We start from the raw sequence: 21,010 nt of genomic DNA, 5'->3' as shown, positions 1-21,010 counted from the left end.
CGCCTATCGTGCGGACCATGACGACCCCGCGCCCCGCCGCCGAGCTCTCCGCAGACGAAGCCCGCCGCATCGCCCTGCGCGCACAGGGCTTCCTCGGCACGCCCGACCGCAAGGCCGGCGTCCGTGGCGTGCTCCGTCACCTCGGCGCGGTCCAGCTCGACACCATCTCCGTCCTGGCCCGCTCCCACGAGCTGATCCCCTACGCCCGCCTCGGCGCCGTGGGCCGCAAGGCGGTCGAGCGCGCCTACTGGCAGGACACCCACGCCTTCGAGTACTGGTCCCACGCCGCCTGCATCCTCCCCATCGAGGAATGGCCCCACTTCGCCTTCCGCCGCCGCGCCTACCGCAACCGGCCGCACTGGAACCACGCCCTCCCCGAGGGCACCTACGACCAGGTCCTCAAGCAACTCCGCGCCGAAGGCCCCCTCACCGCCACGGACCTGGGCGGAGCGAAGAAGACCAGCGAGTGGTGGGACTGGTCCGGCACCAAGGTCGCCGTGGAGCGCGCACTGATGTACGGCGAGGTGGTCTGCGTCGAGCGCCGCGGCTGGAAGCGCGTGTACGACCTCGCCGAACGCGCCGTACCCGCCGCCCTGCTGCACGACGAGCTCGACGACGCCGAGTGCCTGCGCCGCCTCGTCCTGCTGGCCGGCCAGTCCCTCGGCGTCGGCACGCGCGCGGACATCGCCGACTACCACCGGCTCAAGGGCGAACAGGTCGACGCGGTGATCGCCGACTCCGGCCTGGTCCCGGTCACGGTCGAAGGCTGGGGCAAGCCCGCATGGGCCGATCCAGCCGCACTGGAGACGGCTCCGCACGGCCGCCACCGCACCACGCTCCTGTCCCCCTTCGACTCCCTCATCTGGGAACGGGCACGCACCGAGCGGATCTTCGGCTTCACCCACCGCCTGGAGGCCTACGTCCCCAAGCCGAAGCGGGTCCACGGCTACTTCGCGATGCCGGTGCTGTCAGGCGGGCGGCTCGTCGGCCGCGTGGACCCCGCCCGCGAGGGCCGCACCCTGGTCGCCAAACAGGTCACCCTGGACGGCCCCAAAGCCGTCCCGGCGGTCGCCCAGGCCCTGCTCGAAGCCGCGACCTGGGTGGACTGCACGGACGTGCGCGTAGAACGCGTGGACGCCCCGGAGCTGCGCGAACCGCTCGCCGGGGAACTCGCCCGCGCAGTCGCCTGACCCGACCGCGGCACGACGGCCCGGACCGGCGTCAGCGGATCTCGAGGATCTTCTCCCGCATCGCGTACACCACCGCCTCCATCCTGGAGTGCAGCTGCAGCTTCTCCAGGATGTTGCGCACATGGTTCTTCACGGTGTTCTCGGAGATGAACAACTCCTTGGCGATGTCACGGTTGTTCATCCCCGTGGCGACCAGCTTGAGCACCTCCAGCTCCCGGTCCGTCAGCCGCGGCGCGGGGACGAGCCGACGCTCGTCGGTCCGCTGGATCATCGACTTGAACTCGGTGAGCAGCTTCGACGCCATGGAGGGGCTGATCTGCGACTGCCCGTCGGCCACCGCACGGATCGCGGTGGCGACCTCGTCCGTGGAGATCTCCTTGAGGAGGTAACCGGTCGCGCCGGCCTTGATCGCCTCGTAGAGGTCGGCTTCCTCGTCGCTGATCGTCAACATGATGATCTTCGCGCTGGGAGCGACCTCCTTGATGGAGGTGCACGCCTCGATGCCGCCGCGCTTGGGCATCCGCACGTCCATCAACACGATGTCGGGCAGCAGGTCGGCCGCCTTGTCCACCGCCTCGGCGCCGTCACCCGCCTCACCGACGACCTGGATGTCCTCCTCGGCCGCCAGCACGATCTCCAGTCCGCGGCGGAACAGGGCGTGGTCGTCCACGACAAGGACTCTGATCGGCTCCTTGCGTGGAGTGCCGTCATCACCCGCGTCCGGGCCCATGCCGACGACACCCTCGTGGGCACCCTCGTCACGCATCGGTCCGAAGCTGTCCGCCATCGTTCCTCCCCCTGAAGGCTGTGGCCGTGGTCCTGAGCCATCGCCAACCCAAGGCAACGGCCCATCGGTTGGGCCGCCCTGCCATGATTCCATGCCCGGACGACAACGCGGTGACAGAGCGACTCCCCCGAGGGGTCGCACACGGGTGCCCCTGGGGGCGCACACGCGCTCTCCAGGGGCACACCGCTCAGCTGTCACCGGGCGCGTCAGCCGCCCAGCGCGCCACCCGCCTCGGGTGAGTGCGCCTGAGCCACCATCGGGTCGGTGTCGAGGTAGATCACGCCGTAGTCGTACGCGTGCCGCCGGTAGACGACACTGGGCTGCTTCGTCTCGGAGTCGACGAACAGATAGAAGTCGTGTCCGACCAGTTCCATCTCGTAGAGGGCCTGGTCGAGCGTCATCGGAGCTGCGACGTGCGTCTTCTCACGGACCACGAGGGGGCCGTCGCCCTGCACCTCGATCGAGCCGATGCGCTTCGTCGGCACGCTCTCCGACTCTTCGGAGGGGACGGGACGGCCGTTGCCGTTGAGCGTCGCCACACCCGGAACGTGGTCGGGAACCTCGGCCGCGGACAGCCTGCGGGCACCGCGGCGCGTGTATCGCTTGTCGTGCTGCTTGCGGAGCTGGGCGTCCAGCTTCTCCGCCGCCAGGTCGAGTGCCGCGTACGCGTCGCTGGCGGCCGCCTCCGCACGGATCACCGGGCCGCGTGAGTGGAGCGTGATCTCCACTCGGTCGCACCGGTCGGCTTGTCGGGGGTTGGGCTCCTTGGACACCTCGACGTCGAGGCTGATCACCTTGCCGTCGAGCTTCTGGATCTTCTCCAGGTTCAGCTTCTCGGCCACGTGCTTGCGGAACCGCTCGGGCACCTCGGTCTTGCGGCCCTTGACGACGATGTCCACGCAGAACTCCGTTCCCGGATCACTCCGCTTCTCTGGCGGAGCGTCTCCCTTTTGCACCAGGCCCCGGTGAGCACCGGAACCTCCGACTTGGCGACTTCCACCTCCTCCTCCCCCATCGACGAGATCTACACCCCAGGTGCTGCGGATGATGACCAAAACCGCAGCACGGCATTCGGATTTGAGAGGTGTGGCCTGCGGCTTTCCCTCACAACCGAACATATCTCGCCCGGACGGATGTCGTCACCCTCTACTGCGGCGTACCTCCGTTCAGGTGAATTGACTCTCTCATTACCTGCAACGACGCAAGTTCTGAGTCAGTTCCGGTTTATTTCCAAAGAATCGGCGAAGCCGCGACCACGGCCGCGCAGAGCACACCACCGGCGCCGCCGACGTCCGACGGACCGACGTCGGACGGGCCCGCTGATCTCCCGGATCCCCTACCCCCTGCGGTCCCCGAGGCTCCCAGGGCCCCCGCAGCTCCGGCCCATCGCACCCGCGCCCCACACGTCTCGTCCGTCCCGTCGATGTCTTCCTCCCTCGCTCCGGACGACTCCTCTCTTCTGCCTTCCCTCGCGACACCCGCGTACACAGCCCACGCATCTCCACCACACACCTCCCTCGCCATCTCCTCCCCGTCCTCTCCACCCTCCACCCGATACCCCGCCTCCGCCCGTCGTCCCGCGCCCGGCCCCGACGGCTCCGCAGGCGCCGCCGCACCCGGCCGACCCGTGAAGGCCGGCGACCCGGCTTCCCCGCCCGCGCCCTCGCCCTCGCCCTCGCCCTCGCCAGCCCATGCAACCGCCTGGGTCGCCGCCCGGACCGCGCGAGCCGCCTCCGCCAGCGAAGCGCCGGTCGTCACCAGATCGTCGACGAGGACCACCGGACCGCCGCACAACAGCCGCGCCCCACCGGGCGCCACCGCCAGTGCGCCCACCAGGTTGTCCCACCGCCGCCCGGCGTCGAGCCCCGACTGGTCGGCCACGGCCCGCCGCTGCCGCAGCACCGCCGCCACCCGCGCCGGAACCCCGGCGCGCCGCAACTCACCCGCAGCCGCGAGCGCGATCCGCCGCGCCGGATCATGACCGCGGGCCCGGACGGCGGCGGGGGCGGAGGGTACCGGGACCAGCAGGACGTTGCCGGGGGGCCGGGCCCCCTCCCCCTCCCCCCACCCCACCCCCCTCTCCCTCATCCCCGCCCGCACAGCCCCCGCCAGCGCCGCTCCGAGCGGTCGTGTGAGCGCCAGCGCGCCGCGTTCCTTGTGGGCCAGCAGCACCGCCCGGACCTCGTCGGCGTACCGGGCCGACGCGTGCACGGCGGGCAGTCCGGGCGGCGGCAGCAGGGGGTGCACCCGGAACGGCGCGGTGTCGCACAGTGCCGCACGGCACCGCGGGCAGAGCACGGTGCGTGCCCTTCCGCAGCCTCCGCACTCGGCGGGCAGCACCAGGCCGGCCAGTTCCTGCCACCACCCGCGAACGCCTTCCACGTCGACCACTGTGCCGACTCGGGAAGTGGTTCACCACCCCTGTGGAAAAACCCTGTGGAAAACCACCCGGCGCCCTGTGGACAACCCCGTGGGGAAGGCGGCGGCCGGCGAAATCGGCCGACGCGAACGAAGAGAGGCCCGCCGGTGAACTCGGAGCGGTAAGCGAGGTGACCGAGGTAAGAGGGATGAGAGAGGTGAGAGGGGCAAGAAGGGGCGGGGAGACCCCGGAACGGAAAGGATCTATCCCGGATAGAGCGCCATCGAGGCGGTTTCCTTCAGCGTCCGCCACCCGCTCCCGCCGGGCAGCCAGAGCAGCCCGTTCTTGGAGGTGGCGAAGAGCGGGGTGTCGCTGTCCTCGGAGGCGGCGATGCTGGTGACCTCGGTGAGTCCGGGCAGTGTGCCCGCCTCGGGGATCGAGCCGTCGCTCTGCACGTACTGCACCTGCTCGACGCCGCCGGCTTCCCGCCCGACCACCACGAGCCGGCTGTCCCCGGCCCAGGACACCGCCCTGACCTGTTCCAACTCGGGCGTCGCGGAACGCAGTTCCTGGACCGACAGGGACGGCGGTTCGGTGTCGCCGGTGCGCTCGATGCGACCGATGAGCAGGGACTGCTTGCCGCCCTTGTCGACGACGAGGGCGATCCGTACCCCGTCGGCGGCCACGCGCACGGCGTCGACACGGCCGTCGAGTCCCGGGGTGAGGACCTCCAGCGGCTCCCCGCCGCCCTTCTGCAGCAGGAGCAGCCGCGGGTCGGCGGGGTTGCGGTCGGCCACCCAGAGGTTGCCCTCGGCGTCCCAGCTGGGGGTGGTGAGCCGGTCGGACTCCGTCTTGCCGGTGCTCTGCAGGACGGGGTCGCCGACGGTGCTGCCGGAGAGGGTGGAGGTGACGTAGAGCGCCTTGCCGTCCAGGGCCACTCCTGCCGCGCTGCGTTCGTCGCGGGCCACCGCCACGGAGCGCAGGGCCGTGGCGCCTGCGCCGAGGGCTCCGGGGACGGGGTCGGCCTTGGCGTTGCCGCTGGCGCTGCCGGCGGCCATCCGGACGAGGCGGTGCTGGCCGTCGATGAAGTACAGGTAGCCGGGGTCGCTCTGGGAGCCGCGTGCGGCGACGGTCTTGGCCTGGTCCCCGGACAGTGAGCACAGTTGGCTGCCGCCCGCGCGCAGTGCGATCTCGCTGACGGTGGGGGCCAGGCTCTGGAGGGAGAACAGCAGCTGGGCCGCCATCTCGTCGCACTTGGCGCGTCCGATGTGGGCGGCCTTGTCGTTCAGCGGGACGGTGAGTTTGTTCTGGTCGTCGGGGGCCAGCGAGGTGACGTCCTTGGCGAGTGCGGTTCCGGTGGGGAACCCGGATCTGACGACGGGGCGGAGCCAGCTGGTGGGGCCGCTGAGGACGGAGCGCACCATCTGGGTCATGGGGTCGACCCGTCCGCGGACGTAGACGGGGTCGGCGACGGCCACGGGCTGCCCGGATCCTTCGACGGCGGTGTCGGAGGCGAGGTAGTACTTGTTGACGGACACGTAGTTGCGCTGGAAGTCCGACTTGCCCATGACGACGCCGTCGGGGAGCGCGTCGATGCGCCACTGCCCGTTCTTCTTGTCGCGGGTGAGGTGAACGGTCTGTCCGTAGTCGCCCGAGGCGGGCGAGTACGCCTGCTGGGCGTCGACGACGGCGACCCTGGAGCCGGAAAGGATGTACGAGCGGTCGTCGCCCTCCCGGTTCCCGGCGGGTCCGGTCATGGTCGCCGGGCCGTCCGCGAGGACCGTCGTGGACCGTTCGGGCTGCCACTTCTGGGCGGCCTTCCCGGTCAGGTACTGGCGGGCCGTCGAGTAGCTGGGGTCGTCGCTGGTGAGCGCTTCCAGAAAGCCCTGGAGGATCTCCAGGGGCTGTGCGTCGTCGCGGGGCGGCATGGCGAACACCCGGACCTGGGTGTCCTGGCCCGGGGTGGATTCGACGCCGCGCAGGTCGCCGCTGTCGGGCATCGAGGCGCACCCTGCCAGCAGGACGACTCCGCAGACGGCGTACGCCATGGCGCGCCCCGGCGTGCGCCGGGTTCCCCCCTCGCGCTGCTCAGCGCCCACGAGTTGCCTCCCCTTGCTTGTCCGCGCTCCCGGACGCGGAATCCGCCCGGTCGGCGGTCCCGGTGTGCCCCTGCCCCTGCGCATGCCCGTGCCCCTGCCCCTGCCCGTGCCGGTCGTGCTCGTCGGCGCCCGTCGGCCCGCCCGCCGGGGCGGTCCTGTCGTCCGGGGTCTCGTCGTGCCGTGTTCCGCCGCTGGTGCTGGTCCCCGTCGCAGCGCCCGGACGGGGCACCACGCGTGCGCCGTTGCCGGGCAGTGCCGTCGGGTCGGCGGTGGGGGCGGCGGGGCGGGGCGCGAGCGGCGTCCGCGCGGCCGACTGCTGCTCGCCCGCGGGCTGCACCGGCACGGTGGCGCTCTTCTCGCCTCCGCGGCGGGGCTGACCGGCGTCGTCGAGTTCGCCGCGATTGCGGCGGGAGTCCTTGGGCTCGAGCGGTATCGGCGAGCCTCGCAGTGGCTCGTCGGCCGTCCTGGGCAGCGTCAGCCGGAACTGGGAGCCGCCGCCGGGCTCGCCCCAGGCCTGCAGCCAGCCGCCGTGCAGTCGCGCGTCCTCCAGGGCGATGGAAAGCCCGAGGCCGGTGCCGCCGGTGGTACGCGCGCGTGCCGGGTCGGCGCGCCAGAACCGGCTGAAGACGCGGGTGGCCTCGCCGGGCTTGAGTCCGACGCCGTAGTCGCGCACGGCGATCGCGACGGCTCCGCCCGCGGAGGCCAGTTTGACGACGACGTCGTTGCCCTCGCCGTGTTCCACGGCGTTGACCACCAGGTTGCGCAGTACGCGTTCCACGCGCCGGGCGTCGGCCTCGGCGACGACGGGCTGCTGGTCGCCGATGACGCGGACGGTCGACCCCTTGCGTTCGGCGAGCGGCGCGGCCCCGCTGACGACGCGCCGCACGACTTCCCTGAGGTCGATCGGCTCGGCCTCGAGGGCGGCGGCGCCGGCGTCGAAGCGGCTGATCTCCAGCAGGTCGGCGAGGAGTGTCTCGAACCGGTCGAGCTGGTCGGCGAGGAGTTCCGCGGACCGCGCGGTGACGGGGTCGAAGTCGACCCGGGCGTCGTGGATGACGTCCGCGGCCATGCGTACGGTGGTCAGGGGCGTCCGCAGCTCGTGCGACACGTCGGACACGAACCGCCGCTGCATCCGCGACAGGTCCTCCAGCTGCTGGATCTTCAGTTGGAGGTTCTGGGCCATCTTGTTGAAGGCCTCGCCGAGCCGTGCGATGTCGTCCTCGCCGGTGACCTTCATGCGTTCCTGGAGCCGCCCGGCGGACAGCCGTTCGGCGATCCCGGCGGCCATCCGCACGGGGGTGACGACCTGCCGCACGACGAGCCAGGCGATGGCCCCGAGGAGGACGACGACGAAGAGTCCGGCGGTCGCCAGCGTGCCCTTGACCAGGCTCAGCGACTTCTCCTCCTGTGTGAGCGGGAAGAGGTAGTACAGCTCGTACGGGTCGCCGTTGGGGTCGTTGACCTGCTTGCCGATGACCAGGGCGGGCTGGGATTCCTTGTCGTTGAGGTAGTCGATGCGCGAGTAGCTCTGGAAGGCGCCGGTGCCGGTGTTCACGCGCGCGCGGAGGTTCTCGGGAACGCTCTTGTTGGGGTCGACGTATCCGGAGGCACGCGGTCCGTACCCGCCGCCGTTGTCGAAGCCGGGGGGCAGGGTGACCACGTCGAAGGCGCCCTGACCGCCGCTGGACAGCGACAGCACGAGCTCGCTCATCCATTCGATGACGTTCTGCGAGGTGCGGCCGTCCGCCGGGGTCCCCCCGTCGGCGGGCGTGCCGGCGGCCTCGTCGGCCTTCTGTTTGGCCACGGCGAACCCACCGGTGGCCTGGCTCTGCGATGCCTTGACCTTGGCGTCCAGCAGGCCGTTGCGCACCTGCCCGATCACGACGAAGCCCAGCAGCAGGACGACGCCGAGCGACATCAGCAGCGTCGTGGCGACGACCTTCAGCTGGATGTTGCGCCGCCACAGCCGCATGACCGGCAGCAGCGGCCGGCGTATCCACCGCATCAGCAGCCTGAGGACGGGGCTGCCGTTCACCCCGCCCCTCAGCAGCCCGCCTTCGAGGAGGCGCGCGAAGCGTGAGCCCGCTGTCCCACGGCCGACAGGCCGCTCCGGACGGGCCCCGGACCGGCCGGGGGCCGAAGCGGCACTGTCCTGCGACATGTCAGCTGGGTCCTGCCTTGTATCCGACGCCACGGACGGTCACCACGATCTCCGGCCGCTCCGGGTCCTTCTCGACCTTCGAGCGCAGCCTCTGTACATGCACGTTGACCAGGCGGGTGTCGGCGGCGTGCCGGTAGCCCCACACCTGCTCGAGCAGGACCTCGCGGGTGAACACCTGCCAGGGCTTGCGCGCCAGGGCGACCAGCAGGTCGAACTCCAGCGGGGTCAGCGCGATCGACTGGCCCTCCCGCTTCACGGAGTGACCGGCCACGTCGATGACGAGGTCGCCTATGGCGAGCTGTTCGGGCGCCGGCTCCTCCGACCTCCGCAGCCGGGCCCGGATGCGGGCGACCAGCTCCTTCGGCTTGAACGGCTTCACGATGTAGTCGTCGGCGCCGGACTCCAGTCCGACGACCACGTCGACGGTGTCGCTCTTCGCCGTGAGCATCACGATCGGCACGCCGGACTCCGCCCTGATCAGGCGGCACACCTCGATGCCGTCCCGGCCGGGCAGCATCAGGTCCAGCAGCACCAGATCGGGCTTCGCCTCACGGAAAGCAGCCAGCGCCTTGTCGCCGTCGGCTACGAAAGACGGCTCAAAACCTTCACCACGCAGCACAATGCCGAGCATCTCGGCCAGTGCGGTGTCGTCGTCGACGACAAGGACTCGTCCCTTCATAAACGACATCATCCCATTCTCATAACGGTGAAGGAGGCGCAGGTGAGAAGGCTCACCGGCCAGTGACGATAGTCGTACGCGGCCGTCACTGTCTGCCCCCGTCCTTCGCCGCGGCCTCCGGCGGGCCTTCCGGCGGTGATCCAGCGGCGCTTCGGCGCTGCGCTCACGGCGATCCGCGAGCGGTCCGGTGGCGAAAATCTTCGTGCAGCGCGGTGTCCTCCAGTGGTGGGATGCGCCCCATGAGCGACCCGTTGCGCGACCGCGTCCAGGAGTACTACGCGGCCGTCCCTCTCCTTTTCGCCGCCGCCGAGGACTTCGGCCCGCTGCGCCTCTTCGTGCGCGAGGAGCCCGGCGCCCCGTACTACGGCGGTCCCGGCCACGCCCAGCCCACCACGCAGGGCGCAGCTCGGATCGGCGCCGACGACATCGCGCGGGTGCGCGCCCGTCAGCGGGAGCTCGGCGTGCCGGAGGCGTTCGAGTGGCTGGCCGAGGCCGCGCCGGCCCTGCGCGCCCTGATCGAGGCCGCCGGCCTCACGGTGCTGGAGCGCCCGCTCATGGTGCTCCCGGCCCACCCTCCGCTCCCTGCCCCCACGCTGCCGGACGGCGTGACGCTGCGTGTGCTGACCGCGGACGACCCCGCGCTGCCCGCCGCCCTCGCCCTGCCCCGTCTGGCCTTCGCCCAGCGGCCCGGCACAGGGCCGGCGGACCGTGCGGAGCTGTCGCGGCTGACCCGCGAGGTGACCGAGGACGGCACGGTCGCCGCCGTGCGCCCCACGCTCCGCGCCGGACACAAGACACTCCTCGCCGCGCTCGCCCGGGACGGCGTGCCCCTGGCCGTCGGCCACTACCACCCGGCGACGGGCGCGACGGAGATCGGCGGCGTCGGCACTCTTCCCTCCGCCCGACGGCAGGGTCTGGGCGCAGCCGTGACGGCGGCCCTGGCGGTCCACGCCCGCGAACACGGCGTCGACACGGTCTTCCTCGCCTACGCGCAGGAGTCCGTCGCCCGCATCTACGCCCGCCTGGGTTTCCGCCCCGCCGGCACGACCCTCCTGATCGCCGGCCAGCCCGCCCGCTCATAGACCAGCCCCGACGACCCCTGCCTCGGATCAGGACTGCTCAGGTTCCCCGCCCCGGACCCTGGCGTCGGCCCCTACCCCGGCCCCGGCCTCGGTGGTGCCCCTGCCCGCTTTGGCGCACAGCTCGGCGAGCGCGTCTGCCGTCACGGGCGAGATCACGCCCTGCTCCGTGACGATCGCCGTCACCAGCTCGGGCGGCGTCACGTCGAACGCCGGGTTGTACGCCTGCGTCCCCAGCGGCGCCACCGGCACCCCTCCGCCCGCTCCCGTGACCGGCGCCTGCGGGGCCGCGGTCTCCGTCACCTCGTACCCCGGACGCTGCTCCACCTCGATCGACGCCCCGTCCGGTGTCTTGGGATCGACCGTCGTCACCGGCGCCACCACGATGAACGGCACATGGTGGTAGCGGGCGAGGACCGCGAGCGGATAACTCCCCACCTTGTTCGCCACCGAGCCGTCCCCCGCGATGCGGTCCGCCCCGATCAGCACCGCGTCCACCTCGCCCGCCGCGAAGAGCGAACCCGCCGCGTTGTCCGTCAGCAGGGTGTACGCCATACCGTTGCGCGCCGCCTCGTACGCGGTGAGTCGAGCGCCCTGCAACAGCGGACGGGTCTCGTCCACCCACAGCCGACGCAGCCGCCCCACCCGGTGCGCGGCGAGCGCCACCGCGAACGCCGTCCCCTCGCCGCCCGACACCAGCGCGCCGGTGTTGCAGTGGGTGAGGATCCGGTGTCCGCCGCCGGGCAGGAGTTCGTCGAGCAGCGCCAGCCCGTGCGCAGCCATCCGGGCGCTGGCCTCGGCGTCCTCCCGGTGCAGCTGCCGTGCGGCCGCCAGCGCGGCCCGCGCTCCCCGGCCCGGGTCGCCGCCCTCGGCGAGCTCCGCCTGATATGCGGCGCGAGCGCGGCGCACGCCCAGGGACAGGTTCACCGCGGTGGGGCGGGCCGACGCGAGCGCGTTCGCGGCCTCGTCCACGTCGAAGCCGCGGGCGGCGGCGAGCGCGACGCCGTACGCCCCGGCGATCCCCAGCAACGGCGCCCCGCGCACGGCCAGCGACCGGATCGCCTCCACCAGCGCGGACGCGTCCGTACACACCGTTTCGACCTCTTCGCTGGGAAGTCTCGTCTGGTCGAGGAGGACCAGCACGGGGCCTTCCGGCAGCTCCTCCCAACGGATCGCAGGTATCTCGGCCGGCCGCTTGTCCTCGCCGGATTGCGCGTACTGATCAGCCATGAAGTCAGTCTGCCCCCTATCCGACGGACCATTGAAGGTGTGCGGCCCGTACCGCGGCCGGTCACCCGGTGAGCACCCCATGGCACGATGGCTCCCAACCTGCCGCCGCGCCCGCGGACGGGCACCGTGAAGGAGCGACGATGAAAGACACTCCGGGCTGGGCCTCGCCCGGATCCGCCCCGTCCGACGGACAGGAGCCCGGCGCGTCCCACCCCGCCGAGCCCGCGGCCCGGCCCGCCGGCGATCGACCCGCGGAGCAGCCGGACGCGAGCGCGAACCCGCAGAGCCCCGGCACGAAGTGGTCCAAGGAACAGCCGCCTCCCGGCCAGTGGTCCGCGCCGGCAGGCCTCCAGAACCCGGCTCAGCCGCCGCCCCCTCCTCCGCCCCCGCCCGCCCAGCACTGGGGCGCCTACCCGCCCGCGGGCCCGGGCGGACACCCGGGAGGCCCGGCCGGCCACGGCGGTCCCGGAGGCTACGGCGGTTACGGTCCTCCCGGCGGCTGGGGCGCCGGCTGGGGCGGCCCTCCGCCCGCCGCCAAGCCCGGCGTGATCCCGCTGCGTCCGCTCGGCGTGGGCGAGATCCTCGACGGCGCCGTCGCCACGATGCGCGCCCACTGGCGCACGGTCCTCGGCATCTCCCTGACGGTCGCGATCGTCACCGAGGTGTTCATCGTCCTGCTGCAGGGCCTGATCCTGAACGACGCCACGGACACCGCCGCCCTCGGCGACCCGAGCGCCACCGCCGACGAGCAGCTCAACGCCATGGGCGACGCCATGCGCGCCTCCGGCCCGGTACTCCTCATCAGCCTCATCGGCACCGTCGTCGCGACCGCCCTGCTCACCACGGTCACCAGCCGCGCGGTGCTCGGGAAAACGGTCACCCTCAAAGAGGCATGGCGTGACGCCCGCCCGCAGCTGCCCCGGCTGTTCGGCCTGATCTTCCTGTTGATGCTGATCGCCGCCGGCATCGTCCTCGTCTGCCTGCTGCCGGGCATCCTCGCGAGCGCCGCCGGAAACAGCGACGGGGGCGCCGCGCTGAAGGCGTTCGGCATCCTCGGCTCGATCGTCCTCGTGCTCTGGCTGCTCATCCGCTTCTGCCTGGCCTCGCCGGCACTGATGCTGGAGAAGCAGGGCATCAAGAAGGCCCTCGGCCGTTCCGCGAAGCTCACCCGCGGCTCCTGGTGGCGCGTCTTCGGCATCCAACTGCTCGCCCTGCTCATCGCGAACATCATCGCGATGATCGTCGTCGTGCCCTTCGCGCTCCTCGGGGCCGCCCTGAGCGACGGCGGCATCAGCGGCATGGTCGAAGCGAGCAGCGACTACGGCTGGACGTACCTGATCGTCAGCGGCATCGGCTCGGTCATCGGCTCCATGATCACCTTCCCGATCGCGGCCGGCGTCATCGTGCTCCTCTACATCGACCAGCGCATCCGCCGCGAGGCCCTCGACCTCGACCTGGCCCGAGCCGCAGGCCTCCAGGACTACGGCTCGCCCACCCCCGGCGCCACCCCGGGGAGCTGATGCGGTGAGACCGACGGGGGGAGTTCTCACAGCGCTGCCGCACACGGACGGCCTGTCCCTACGGGCACTGCCCGGCCTCACCGACACAGCCCCGGCGGCCCTGTGCCGCGCCGCCGACAAGGCTGTGCGGGCCCTCTCGCGGGCAGGCGACGGCACGGCGCTGTCCCTGGCCCGCTCGGGCGACGAACCGCCGCTGACCGTCCCCCGCGACCCCGCGCGGGAGGCGGCTCGCCGCGAGCTGTCCAAGGACCTGTACCACCAGAACGACCCCGGCCTGTTCCAGCGCGCCCTGGACACCCTCTGGAACTGGATCGGCGACCTGTTCGACACCGCCTCGACCGCCACCCCCGGCGGCACCCTCGGCCTGCTGGTCGTCGTCCTCGCCGTCGTCGCCGTCGTCGCCGCCCTGTGGTGGCGCCTGGGCTCACCCCGGCGCCGCCCCACCTCCACGCCCGCACTGTTCGACGACCGCCCCCGCAGCGCCGCCGAACACCGCGCGGCCGCCGAAGCGCACGCCGCCCAGGGACACTGGAACCAGGCCGTCCAGGAACGCATGCGAGCCGTCGTCCGCGCCCTGGAGGAACGCGCCCTCCTCGACGCCCGCCCCGGCCGCACGGCCGACGAGGCCGCCGCCGAGGCCGGCCGCAGCCTGCCCGTCCACACCGACCGGCTGCGCGCCGCCGCAAGCGACTTCGACGACGTGACATACGGTGGCCGCCGGGCGACCCAGCAGTCGTACACACGCATGGCGGCACTCGACCACGACCTGGAGCGCACGAAACCCGAGCTGACGGCCCACAGCCCCCACGACGCGGCCCACACCGCCCACCGGGGGGCCGCCGAATGACGACCGAGGCCAAGCTCCCCGCCACCTCGGCCCCGCCCACCGCCCTCCGACTGTGGACCCGCGCCCGAGGACCCGTCCTCGCCTTCGCCCTGCTCCTCGTGGCGGCGATCACGCTCGCCGCACTGCGGTCCGACACCCGCCACGGCGCCCTCGACCCACGCTCCCCCGATCCCTACGGCAGCCGCGCGATCGCCGAGCTCCTCGCCGACCGCGGCGTGACCACCCGCGTGGTCACCGACCTGGCCGACGCCCGCACCGCGGCGGACCCCGACACCACGCTCCTGGTCGCCGCTCCCGACCTCCTGACCAAGCGTCAACAAGAAGAGCTGCACACGGCGACAGCCGGCTCCGGCGGCCGCACCGTCCTCGTCGCGCCGAGCAGCTGGTCCGTGGGGACCCTCGCCCCCGGCGTGACCGCCGACCCGGCCAACAGCCGCGACTCCACGCTCTCCCCCGACTGCACCCTGCCCGCAGCGCGCCGCGCCGGCACCGCGGACACCGGCGGCATCCGCTACACCACCCGCCGCCCAGGTGCCGACGAGTGCTATCCCAGCGAGCGCCTGGCCACCCTGCTGCGCCTCCCCGACACCACCGGCGACGGCGACACCCTGGTGCTCGGCGCACCCGACATCCTCTACAACAACCGCCTCGACCAGCAGGGCAACGCCTCGCTGGCCCTGCAGCTCCTCGGCTCCCGCAGCCATCTCGTCTGGTACCTCCCCTCGCTCGCCGACACCACCGCCACCGACCCGGACGACGAGAAATCCTTCCTCGACCTGCTCCCCTCCGGCTGGCTCTGGGGCACCCTGCAACTCTTCTTCGCGGCAGCACTCGCCGCACTGTGGCGGGCACGCCGCTTCGGCCCCCTCGTCACCGAGAAACTCCCCGTGGCGATCCGCGCCTCCGAGACCGTCGAAGGCCGTGCCCGCCTCTACCGCAAGGCCGACGCCCGGGACCGCGCGGCCGCAGCTCTCCGCTCCACCGTCCGCACCCGCCTCGCCCCTCTCCTGGGAGTCCCGGTACCCCAGGCACACGCGCCCGAGGCACTCATCCCCGCCCTGACCGCCCACCTCCACGGCAACGGACAGGCCCTGCACTCCCTCCTCTTCGGCCCGCCGCCCGGCGACGACGCGGCCCTCATCGCCCTCGCCGACCAACTCGACGCCCTCGAAAGAGAGGTACGCCGTCCATGATGGACCCGACCACCGACAACGCCGGGACCACCGGGGACCAGGGCCGCGCCCGCGCCTCCCTGGAAGCCCTGCGCGCCGAGATCTCCAAGGCCGTGGTCGGCCAGGACCCCGCCGTGACCGGCCTCGTCGTCGCTCTGCTCTGCCGCGGACACGTTCTCCTTGAAGGAGTCCCCGGAGTGGCCAAAACGTTGCTCGTCCGCGCCCTCGCCTCCGCACTCGAACTCGACACCAAGCGCGTCCAGTTCACCCCCGACCTCATGCCGAGCGACATCACCGGCTCCCTCGTCTACGACGCCCGCACCGCCGAGTTCTCCTTCCAGCCCGGCCCGGTCTTCACCAACCTCCTCCTCGCCGACGAGATCAACCGCACGCCGCCCAAGACGCAGTCGGCCCTCCTCGAGGCGATGGAGGAACGACAGGTCACCGTCGACGGCACCCCCCGTCCCCTCCCCGACCCCTTCCTCGTCGCCGCGACCCAGAACCCCGTCGAGTACGAGGGCACCTATCCCCTCCCGGAAGCCCAGCTGGACCGCTTCCTCCTCAAACTGACGATCCCGCTCCCCTCCCGCCAGGACGAGATCGACGTCCTCACCCGTCACGCCGAAGGCTTCAACCCCCGCGACCTGCACGCCGCCGGCGTACGCCCCGTGGCCGGACCCGCCGACCTCGAGGCGGCCCGCGCCGCCGTCGCCAAAACCGCGATCTCCCCGGAGATCACCGCCTACGTCGTCGACATCTGCCGCGCGACCCGCGCATCGCCCTCCCTCACACTCGGCGTCTCCCCACGAGGCGCGACCGCCCTCCTGGCCACTTCGCGCGCATGGGCCTGGCTCACCGGCCGCGACTACGTCATCCCCGACGACGTCAAAGCCCTCGCCCTGCCCACCCTCCGCCACCGCGTCCAACTCCGCCCGGAGGCCGAAATGGAAGGCGTCACCGCGGACTCCGTCATCACCGCGATCCTCGCCCACGTCCCCGTCCCCCGCTGATGGCTCTCACCGGACGCACCGCGCTCCTCGCGGCACTCGGCTCCCTCCCCGTCGGCATCTGGGGCCCCGGCTGGCCGGGCATCCTGGCCGTCAACGCGCCACTGGCACTGGCCTGCGCCTGCGACTTCGCGCTGGCCGCCCCCGTACGCCGACTCGGCCTGATCCGTTCCGGCGACACCACCACCCGCCTCGGCGACCCCGCGGACATCACCCTCACCGTCACCAACCCGTCCCGCCGCCCCCTGCGCGCCCACCTGCGCGACGCCTGGCCTCCCAGCAGCCGGCAGCCGGGCGCGGAGACGGAGGCCTCCCGCCACCGCCTGACGGTCCCGCCCGGCGAACGCCGCCGCGTCACGACCCGCCTGCGCCCCACCCGCCGAGGCGACCACCACGCCGACCGCGTCACCATCCGCTCCTACGGTCCCCTCGGCCTCTTCTCACGCCAGGGAGCCCACCAGGTCCCCTGGACCCTACGCGTCCTGCCTCCTTTCACCAGCCGTAAGCACCTGCCGTCGAAGCTGGCCCGCCTGCGCGAACTCGACGGCCGTACCAGCGTCCTGACCCGCGGCGAGGGCACCGAGTTCGACAGCCTGCGCGAGTACGTTCCCGGCGACGACACCCGCTCCATCGACTGGCGTGCCACGGCTCGCCACTCCACGGTCGCGGTCCGCACCTGGCGTCCCGAACGCGACCGGCACATCCTCCTGGTCCTCGACACCGGCCGTACCTCCGCAGGCCGCGTCGACGACGCCCCCCGCCTCGACGCCTCCATGGACGCGGCACTTCTCCTCGCCGCCCTGGCGTCCCGGGCCGGCGACCGGGTCGACCTCCTCGCCTACGACCGCAGGGTGCGCGCACTCGTCCAGGGCCGCACCGCACGCGACGTCCTCCCCTCCCTGGTCAACGCCATGGCGACCCTCGAACCAGAACTCGTCGAGACGAACGCCCGCGGACTCACCGCCGCAACCCTGCGCACAGCGCCCCGCCGCTCCCTCATCGTCCTGATGACGACGCTGGACACCGCCCCGGTCGAGGAAGGCCTCCTCCCCGTCCTGCCTCAGCTCACCCAACGCCACACGGTTCTCGTCGCGTCGGTAGCCGATCCGCACGTCGCCCGCATGGCCACCTCACGCGGTGACGCCGACGCGGTGTACGAGGCCGCAGCCGCCGCCCAGGCCCAGACCGAACGGCACCGGATGGCCGAGCAACTCCGCCGGCACGGCGTCACCGTCGTCGACGCCACACCCGATGAGCTCGCCCCGGCCCTCGCGGACGCCTACCTCGCACTGAAAGCAGCCGGACGCCTCTGACGCAAAAAGGGCTCTCCCATGGGAGAGCCCTTCAAAAACAACGTCGAAAAACCCTGAACGCAGAAAACCCCCGTGCCGAATGGCACGGGGGTTTTCGCAATGATTGTTCGGCGGTGTCCTACTCTCCCACAGGGTCCCCCCTGCAGTACCATCGGCGCTGTGAGGCTTAGCTTCCGGGTTCGGAATGTAACCGGGCGTTTCCCTCACGCTATGACCACCGAAACACTATGAAACTGTTTCAGCCGCACCACACCGTGACCATGGCATGGGGCTGTTCGTGGTTTCAGAACCAACACAGTGGACGCGAGCAACTGAGGACAAGCCCTCGGCCTATTAGTACCAGTCAGCTTCACCCATTACTGGGCTTCCACATCCGGCCTATCAACCCAGTCGTCTACTGGGAGCCTTACCCCATCAAGTGGGTGGGAATACTCATCTCGAAGCAGGCTTCCCGCTTAGATGCTTTCAGCGGTTATCCCTCCCGAACGTAGCCAACCAGCCATGCCCTTGGCAGAACAACTGGCACACCAGAGGTTCGTCCGTCCCGGTCCTCTCGTACTAGGGACAGCCCTTCTCAATATTCCTGCGCGCGCAGCGGATAGGGACCGAACTGTCTCACGACGTTCTAAACCCAGCTCGCGTACCGCTTTAATGGGCGAACAGCCCAACCCTTGGGACCGACTCCAGCCCCAGGATGCGACGAGCCGACATCGAGGTGCCAAACCATCCCGTCGATATGGACTCTTGGGGAAGATCAGCCTGTTATCCCCGGGGTACCTTTTATCCGTTGAGCGACGGCGCTTCCACAAGCCACCGCCGGATCACTAGTCCCGACTTTCGTCCCTGCTCGACCCGTCGGTCTCACAGTCAAGCTCCCTTGTGCACTTACACTCAACACCTGATTGCCAACCAGGCTGAGGGAACCTTTGGGCGCCTCCGTTACTCTTTAGGAGGCAACCGCCCCAGTTAAACTACCCATCAGACACTGTCCCTGATCCGGATCACGGACCCAGGTTAGACATCCAGCACGACCAGACTGGTATTTCAACGACGACTCCACCTGAACTGGCGTCCAAGCTTCACAGTCTCCCAGCTATCCTACACAAGCCGAACCGAACACCAATATCAAACTGTAGTAAAGGTCCCGGGGTCTTTCCGTCCTGCTGCGCGAAACGAGCATCTTTACTCGTAGTGCAATTTCACCGGGCCTATGGTTGAGACAGTCGAGAAGTCGTTACGCCATTCGTGCAGGTCGGAACTTACCCGACAAGGAATTTCGCTACCTTAGGATGGTTATAGTTACCACCGCCGTTTACTGGCGCTTAAGTTCTCAGCTTCGCCACACCGAAATGTGACTAACCGGTCCCCTTAACGTTCCAGCACCGGGCAGGCGTCAGTCCGTATACATCGCCTTACGGCTTCGCACGGACCTGTGTTTTTAGTAAACAGTCGCTTCTCGCTGGTCTCTGCGGCCACCCCCAGCTCATGGAGTAAATCCAATCACCAGTGATGGCCCCCTTCTCCCGAAGTTACGGGGGCATTTTGCCGAGTTCCTTAACCATAGTTCACCCGAACGCCTCGGTATTCTCTACCTGACCACCTGAGTCGGTTTAGGGTACGGGCCGCCATGAAACTCGCTAGAGGCTTTTCTCGACAGCATAGGATCATCCACTTCGCCACAATCGGCTCGGCATCAGGTCTCAGACTATGTGGTGTGCGGATTTGCCTACACACCGTCCTACACCCTTACCCCGGGACAACCACCGCCCGGGATGGACTACCTTCCTGCGTCACCCCATCACTCACCTACTACAAGTCTGGTCCGTCGGCTCCACCACTTTCCATTCCCCGAAGGGTCCGGAACGGCTTCACGGACTTAGCATCGCCTGGTTCGATGTTTGACGCTTCACAGCGGGTACCGGAATATCAACCGGTTATCCATCGACTACGCCTGTCGGCCTCGCCTTAGGTCCCGACTTACCCTGGGCAGATCAGCTTGACCCAGGAACCCTTAGTCAATCGGCGCACACGTTTCTCACGTGTGAATCGCTACTCATGCCTGCATTCTCACTCGTGAACCGTCCACAACTACCTTCCGGTGCTGCTTCACCCGGCACACGACGCTCCCCTACCCATCACGATCCCCGTTGGGGGTATATATCGCAATGACACGACTTCGGCGGTACGCTTGAGCCCCGCTACATTGTCGGCGCGGAATCACTAGACCAGTGAGCTATTACGCACTCTTTCAAGGGTGGCTGCTTCTAAGCCAACCTCCTGGTTGTCTCTGCGACTCCACATCCTTTCCCACTTAGCGTACGCTTAGGGGCCTTAGTCGATGCTCTGGGCTGTTTCCCTCTCGACCATGGAGCTTATCCCCCACAGTCTCACTGCCGCGCTCTCACTTACCGGCATTCGGAGTTTGGCTAAGGTCAGTAACCCGGTAGGGCCCATCGCCTATCCAGTGCTCTACCTCCGGCAAGAAACACACGACGCTGCACCTAAATGCATTTCGGGGAGAACCAGCTATCACGGAGTTTGATTGGCCTTTCACCCCTAACCACAGGTCATCCCCCAGGTTTTCAACCCTGGTGGGTTCGGTCCTCCACGAAGTCTTACCTCCGCTTCAACCTGCCCATGGCTAGATCACTCCGCTTCGGGTCTTGAGCGTGCTACTGAAACGCCCTGTTCGGACTCGCTTTCGCTACGGCTACCCCACTCGGGTTAACCTCGCAACACACCGCAAACTCGCAGGCTCATTCTTCAAAAGGCACGCAGTCACGAGACGCCAAGCAAGCTTGACGTCCGACGCTCCCACGGCTTGTAGGCACACGGTTTCAGGTACTATTTCACTCCGCTCCCGCGGTACTTTTCACCATTCCCTCACGGTACTATCCGCTATCGGTCACCAGGGAATATTTAGGCTTAGCGGGTGGTCCCGCCAGATTCACACGGGATTTCTCGGGCCCCGTGCTACTTGGGTGTCTCTCAAACGAGCCGTTGATGTTTCGACTACGGGGGTCTTACCCTCTACGCCGGACCTTTCGCATGTCCTTCGCCTACATCAACGGTTTCTGACTCGCCTCACAGCCGGCAGACTGTGAAAGAGAGATCCCACAACCCCGTACACGCAACCCCTGCCGGGTCTCACACGTATACGGTTTGGCCTCATCCGGTTTCGCTCGCCACTACTCCCGGAATCACGGTTGTTTTCTCTTCCTGCGGGTACTGAGATGTTTCACTTCCCCGCGTTCCCTCCACATACCCTATGTGTTCAGGTATGGGTGACAGCCCATGACGACTGCCGGGTTTCCCCATTCGGAAACCCCCGGATCAAAGCCTGGTTGACGGCTCCCCGGGGACTATCGTGGCCTCCCACGTCCTTCATCGGTTCCTGGTGCCAAGGCATCCACCGTGCGCCCTTAAAAACTTGGCCACAGATGCTCGCGTCCACTGTGCAGTTCTCAAACAACGACCAGCCACCCATCACCCCCAACCTGAGCTGGAGTTCACTGGGGCCGGCATCAGAAGGACGACCTCACGGCCATACCCTCAGACACCCAACAG

The 21,010-nt window shown here is 69.7% G+C and carries 13 protein-coding genes, 2 rRNA genes and 1 pseudogene; 7 read left to right on the top strand and 9 right to left on the bottom strand.

Annotated features, from left to right (window positions below):
* Window positions 1–17: 17 nt before the first annotated feature.
* Entirely contained in the window at window positions 18–1,190 is a 1,173-nt protein-coding gene (locus OHS82_RS25830) for a winged helix-turn-helix domain-containing protein (protein ID WP_057574377.1), read from the top strand.
* Window positions 1,191–1,221: 31 nt separating this feature from the next.
* Here OHS82_RS25830 and OHS82_RS25825 read toward each other — a convergent pair whose 3' ends face one another.
* The 6 genes and pseudogenes from OHS82_RS25825 to mtrA form a co-directional block, all read right to left on the bottom strand.
* Complete coding sequence (locus OHS82_RS25825; RefSeq protein ID WP_057574375.1) at window positions 1,222–1,977, bottom strand: response regulator; 756 nt, start codon at window positions 1,975–1,977, stop codon at window positions 1,222–1,224.
* A gap of 206 nt (window positions 1,978–2,183) precedes the next feature.
* Window positions 2,184–2,876: a ribosome hibernation-promoting factor, HPF/YfiA family gene (gene hpf / locus OHS82_RS25820; protein WP_057574373.1), complete on the bottom strand. Its 693-nt coding sequence runs from the start codon at window positions 2,874–2,876 to the stop codon at window positions 2,184–2,186.
* A 721-nt stretch (window positions 2,877–3,597) separates the two neighbouring features.
* Window positions 3,598–4,359: pseudogene (locus OHS82_RS25815) on the bottom strand (ComF family protein); the annotation flags it as partial.
* A gap of 240 nt (window positions 4,360–4,599) precedes the next feature.
* Window positions 4,600–6,435 carry an LpqB family beta-propeller domain-containing protein gene (locus OHS82_RS25810; RefSeq protein WP_057574371.1) on the bottom strand — a complete coding sequence of 612 codons (1,836 nt, stop codon included), beginning with the start codon at window positions 6,433–6,435 and terminating at the stop codon, window positions 4,600–4,602.
* Window positions 6,425–8,596: an MtrAB system histidine kinase MtrB gene (mtrB, locus tag OHS82_RS25805; protein ID WP_443061800.1), complete on the bottom strand. Its 2,172-nt coding sequence runs from the start codon at window positions 8,594–8,596 to the stop codon at window positions 6,425–6,427. The genes OHS82_RS25810 and mtrB overlap by 11 nt, the downstream gene beginning before the upstream one ends.
* Before the next feature lies 1 nt (window position 8,597).
* Window positions 8,598–9,287 carry a two-component system response regulator MtrA gene (gene mtrA / locus OHS82_RS25800; RefSeq protein WP_187281934.1) on the bottom strand — a complete coding sequence of 230 codons (690 nt, stop codon included), beginning with the start codon at window positions 9,285–9,287 and terminating at the stop codon, window positions 8,598–8,600.
* A gap of 218 nt (window positions 9,288–9,505) precedes the next feature.
* Between mtrA and OHS82_RS25795 the strand changes: the two genes are divergently transcribed.
* On the top strand, window positions 9,506–10,357 hold the full coding sequence (locus OHS82_RS25795; RefSeq protein WP_443061799.1) for a GNAT family N-acetyltransferase: 852 nt from the start codon (window positions 9,506–9,508) through the stop codon (window positions 10,355–10,357).
* Window positions 10,358–10,384: 27 nt separating this feature from the next.
* On the opposite strand, the gene mtnA is transcribed toward OHS82_RS25795, so the two are convergent.
* Entirely contained in the window at window positions 10,385–11,584 is a 1,200-nt protein-coding gene (gene mtnA / locus OHS82_RS25790) for an S-methyl-5-thioribose-1-phosphate isomerase (RefSeq protein ID WP_057574364.1), read from the bottom strand.
* Between the two features lie 140 nt (window positions 11,585–11,724).
* Here mtnA and OHS82_RS25785 point away from each other — a divergent pair, with 140 nt between their 5' ends.
* The 5 genes from OHS82_RS25785 to OHS82_RS25765 are packed head-to-tail and all read left to right on the top strand — an operon-like array spanning window position 11,725 to window position 17,443.
* A complete protein-coding gene (locus tag OHS82_RS25785) occupies window positions 11,725–13,104 on the top strand; it encodes a glycerophosphoryl diester phosphodiesterase membrane domain-containing protein (RefSeq protein WP_328434626.1) in 1,380 nt (459 codons plus the stop codon).
* Window positions 13,105–13,108: 4 nt separating this feature from the next.
* On the top strand, window positions 13,109–13,951 hold the full coding sequence (locus tag OHS82_RS25780; RefSeq protein WP_107105066.1) for a DUF4129 domain-containing protein: 843 nt from the start codon (window positions 13,109–13,111) through the stop codon (window positions 13,949–13,951).
* A complete protein-coding gene (locus tag OHS82_RS25775) occupies window positions 13,948–15,144 on the top strand; it encodes a DUF4350 domain-containing protein (protein WP_057574360.1) in 1,197 nt (398 codons plus the stop codon). The genes OHS82_RS25780 and OHS82_RS25775 overlap by 4 nt, the downstream gene beginning before the upstream one ends.
* Window positions 15,144–16,133: an AAA family ATPase gene (locus OHS82_RS25770; RefSeq protein WP_107105065.1), complete on the top strand. Its 990-nt coding sequence runs from the start codon at window positions 15,144–15,146 to the stop codon at window positions 16,131–16,133. The genes OHS82_RS25775 and OHS82_RS25770 overlap by 1 nt, the downstream gene beginning before the upstream one ends.
* A complete protein-coding gene (locus OHS82_RS25765) occupies window positions 16,133–17,443 on the top strand; it encodes a DUF58 domain-containing protein (RefSeq protein ID WP_057574356.1) in 1,311 nt (436 codons plus the stop codon). The genes OHS82_RS25770 and OHS82_RS25765 overlap by 1 nt, the downstream gene beginning before the upstream one ends.
* Before the next feature lie 105 nt (window positions 17,444–17,548).
* On the opposite strand, the gene rrf is transcribed toward OHS82_RS25765, so the two are convergent.
* Window positions 17,549–17,665 (bottom strand): 5S ribosomal RNA (gene rrf / locus OHS82_RS25760).
* A gap of 91 nt (window positions 17,666–17,756) precedes the next feature.
* A 23S ribosomal RNA gene (locus OHS82_RS25755) occupies window positions 17,757–20,879 on the bottom strand.
* Window positions 20,880–21,010 lie beyond the last annotated feature (131 nt).

Source organism: Streptomyces sp. NBC_00425 (assembly GCF_036030735.1).
GTDB lineage: Bacteria > Actinomycetota > Actinomycetes > Streptomycetales > Streptomycetaceae > Streptomyces.
The sequence above is the reverse complement of the archived record's forward strand: the minus strand, read 5'-3'. Positions and strand labels throughout refer to the sequence as shown.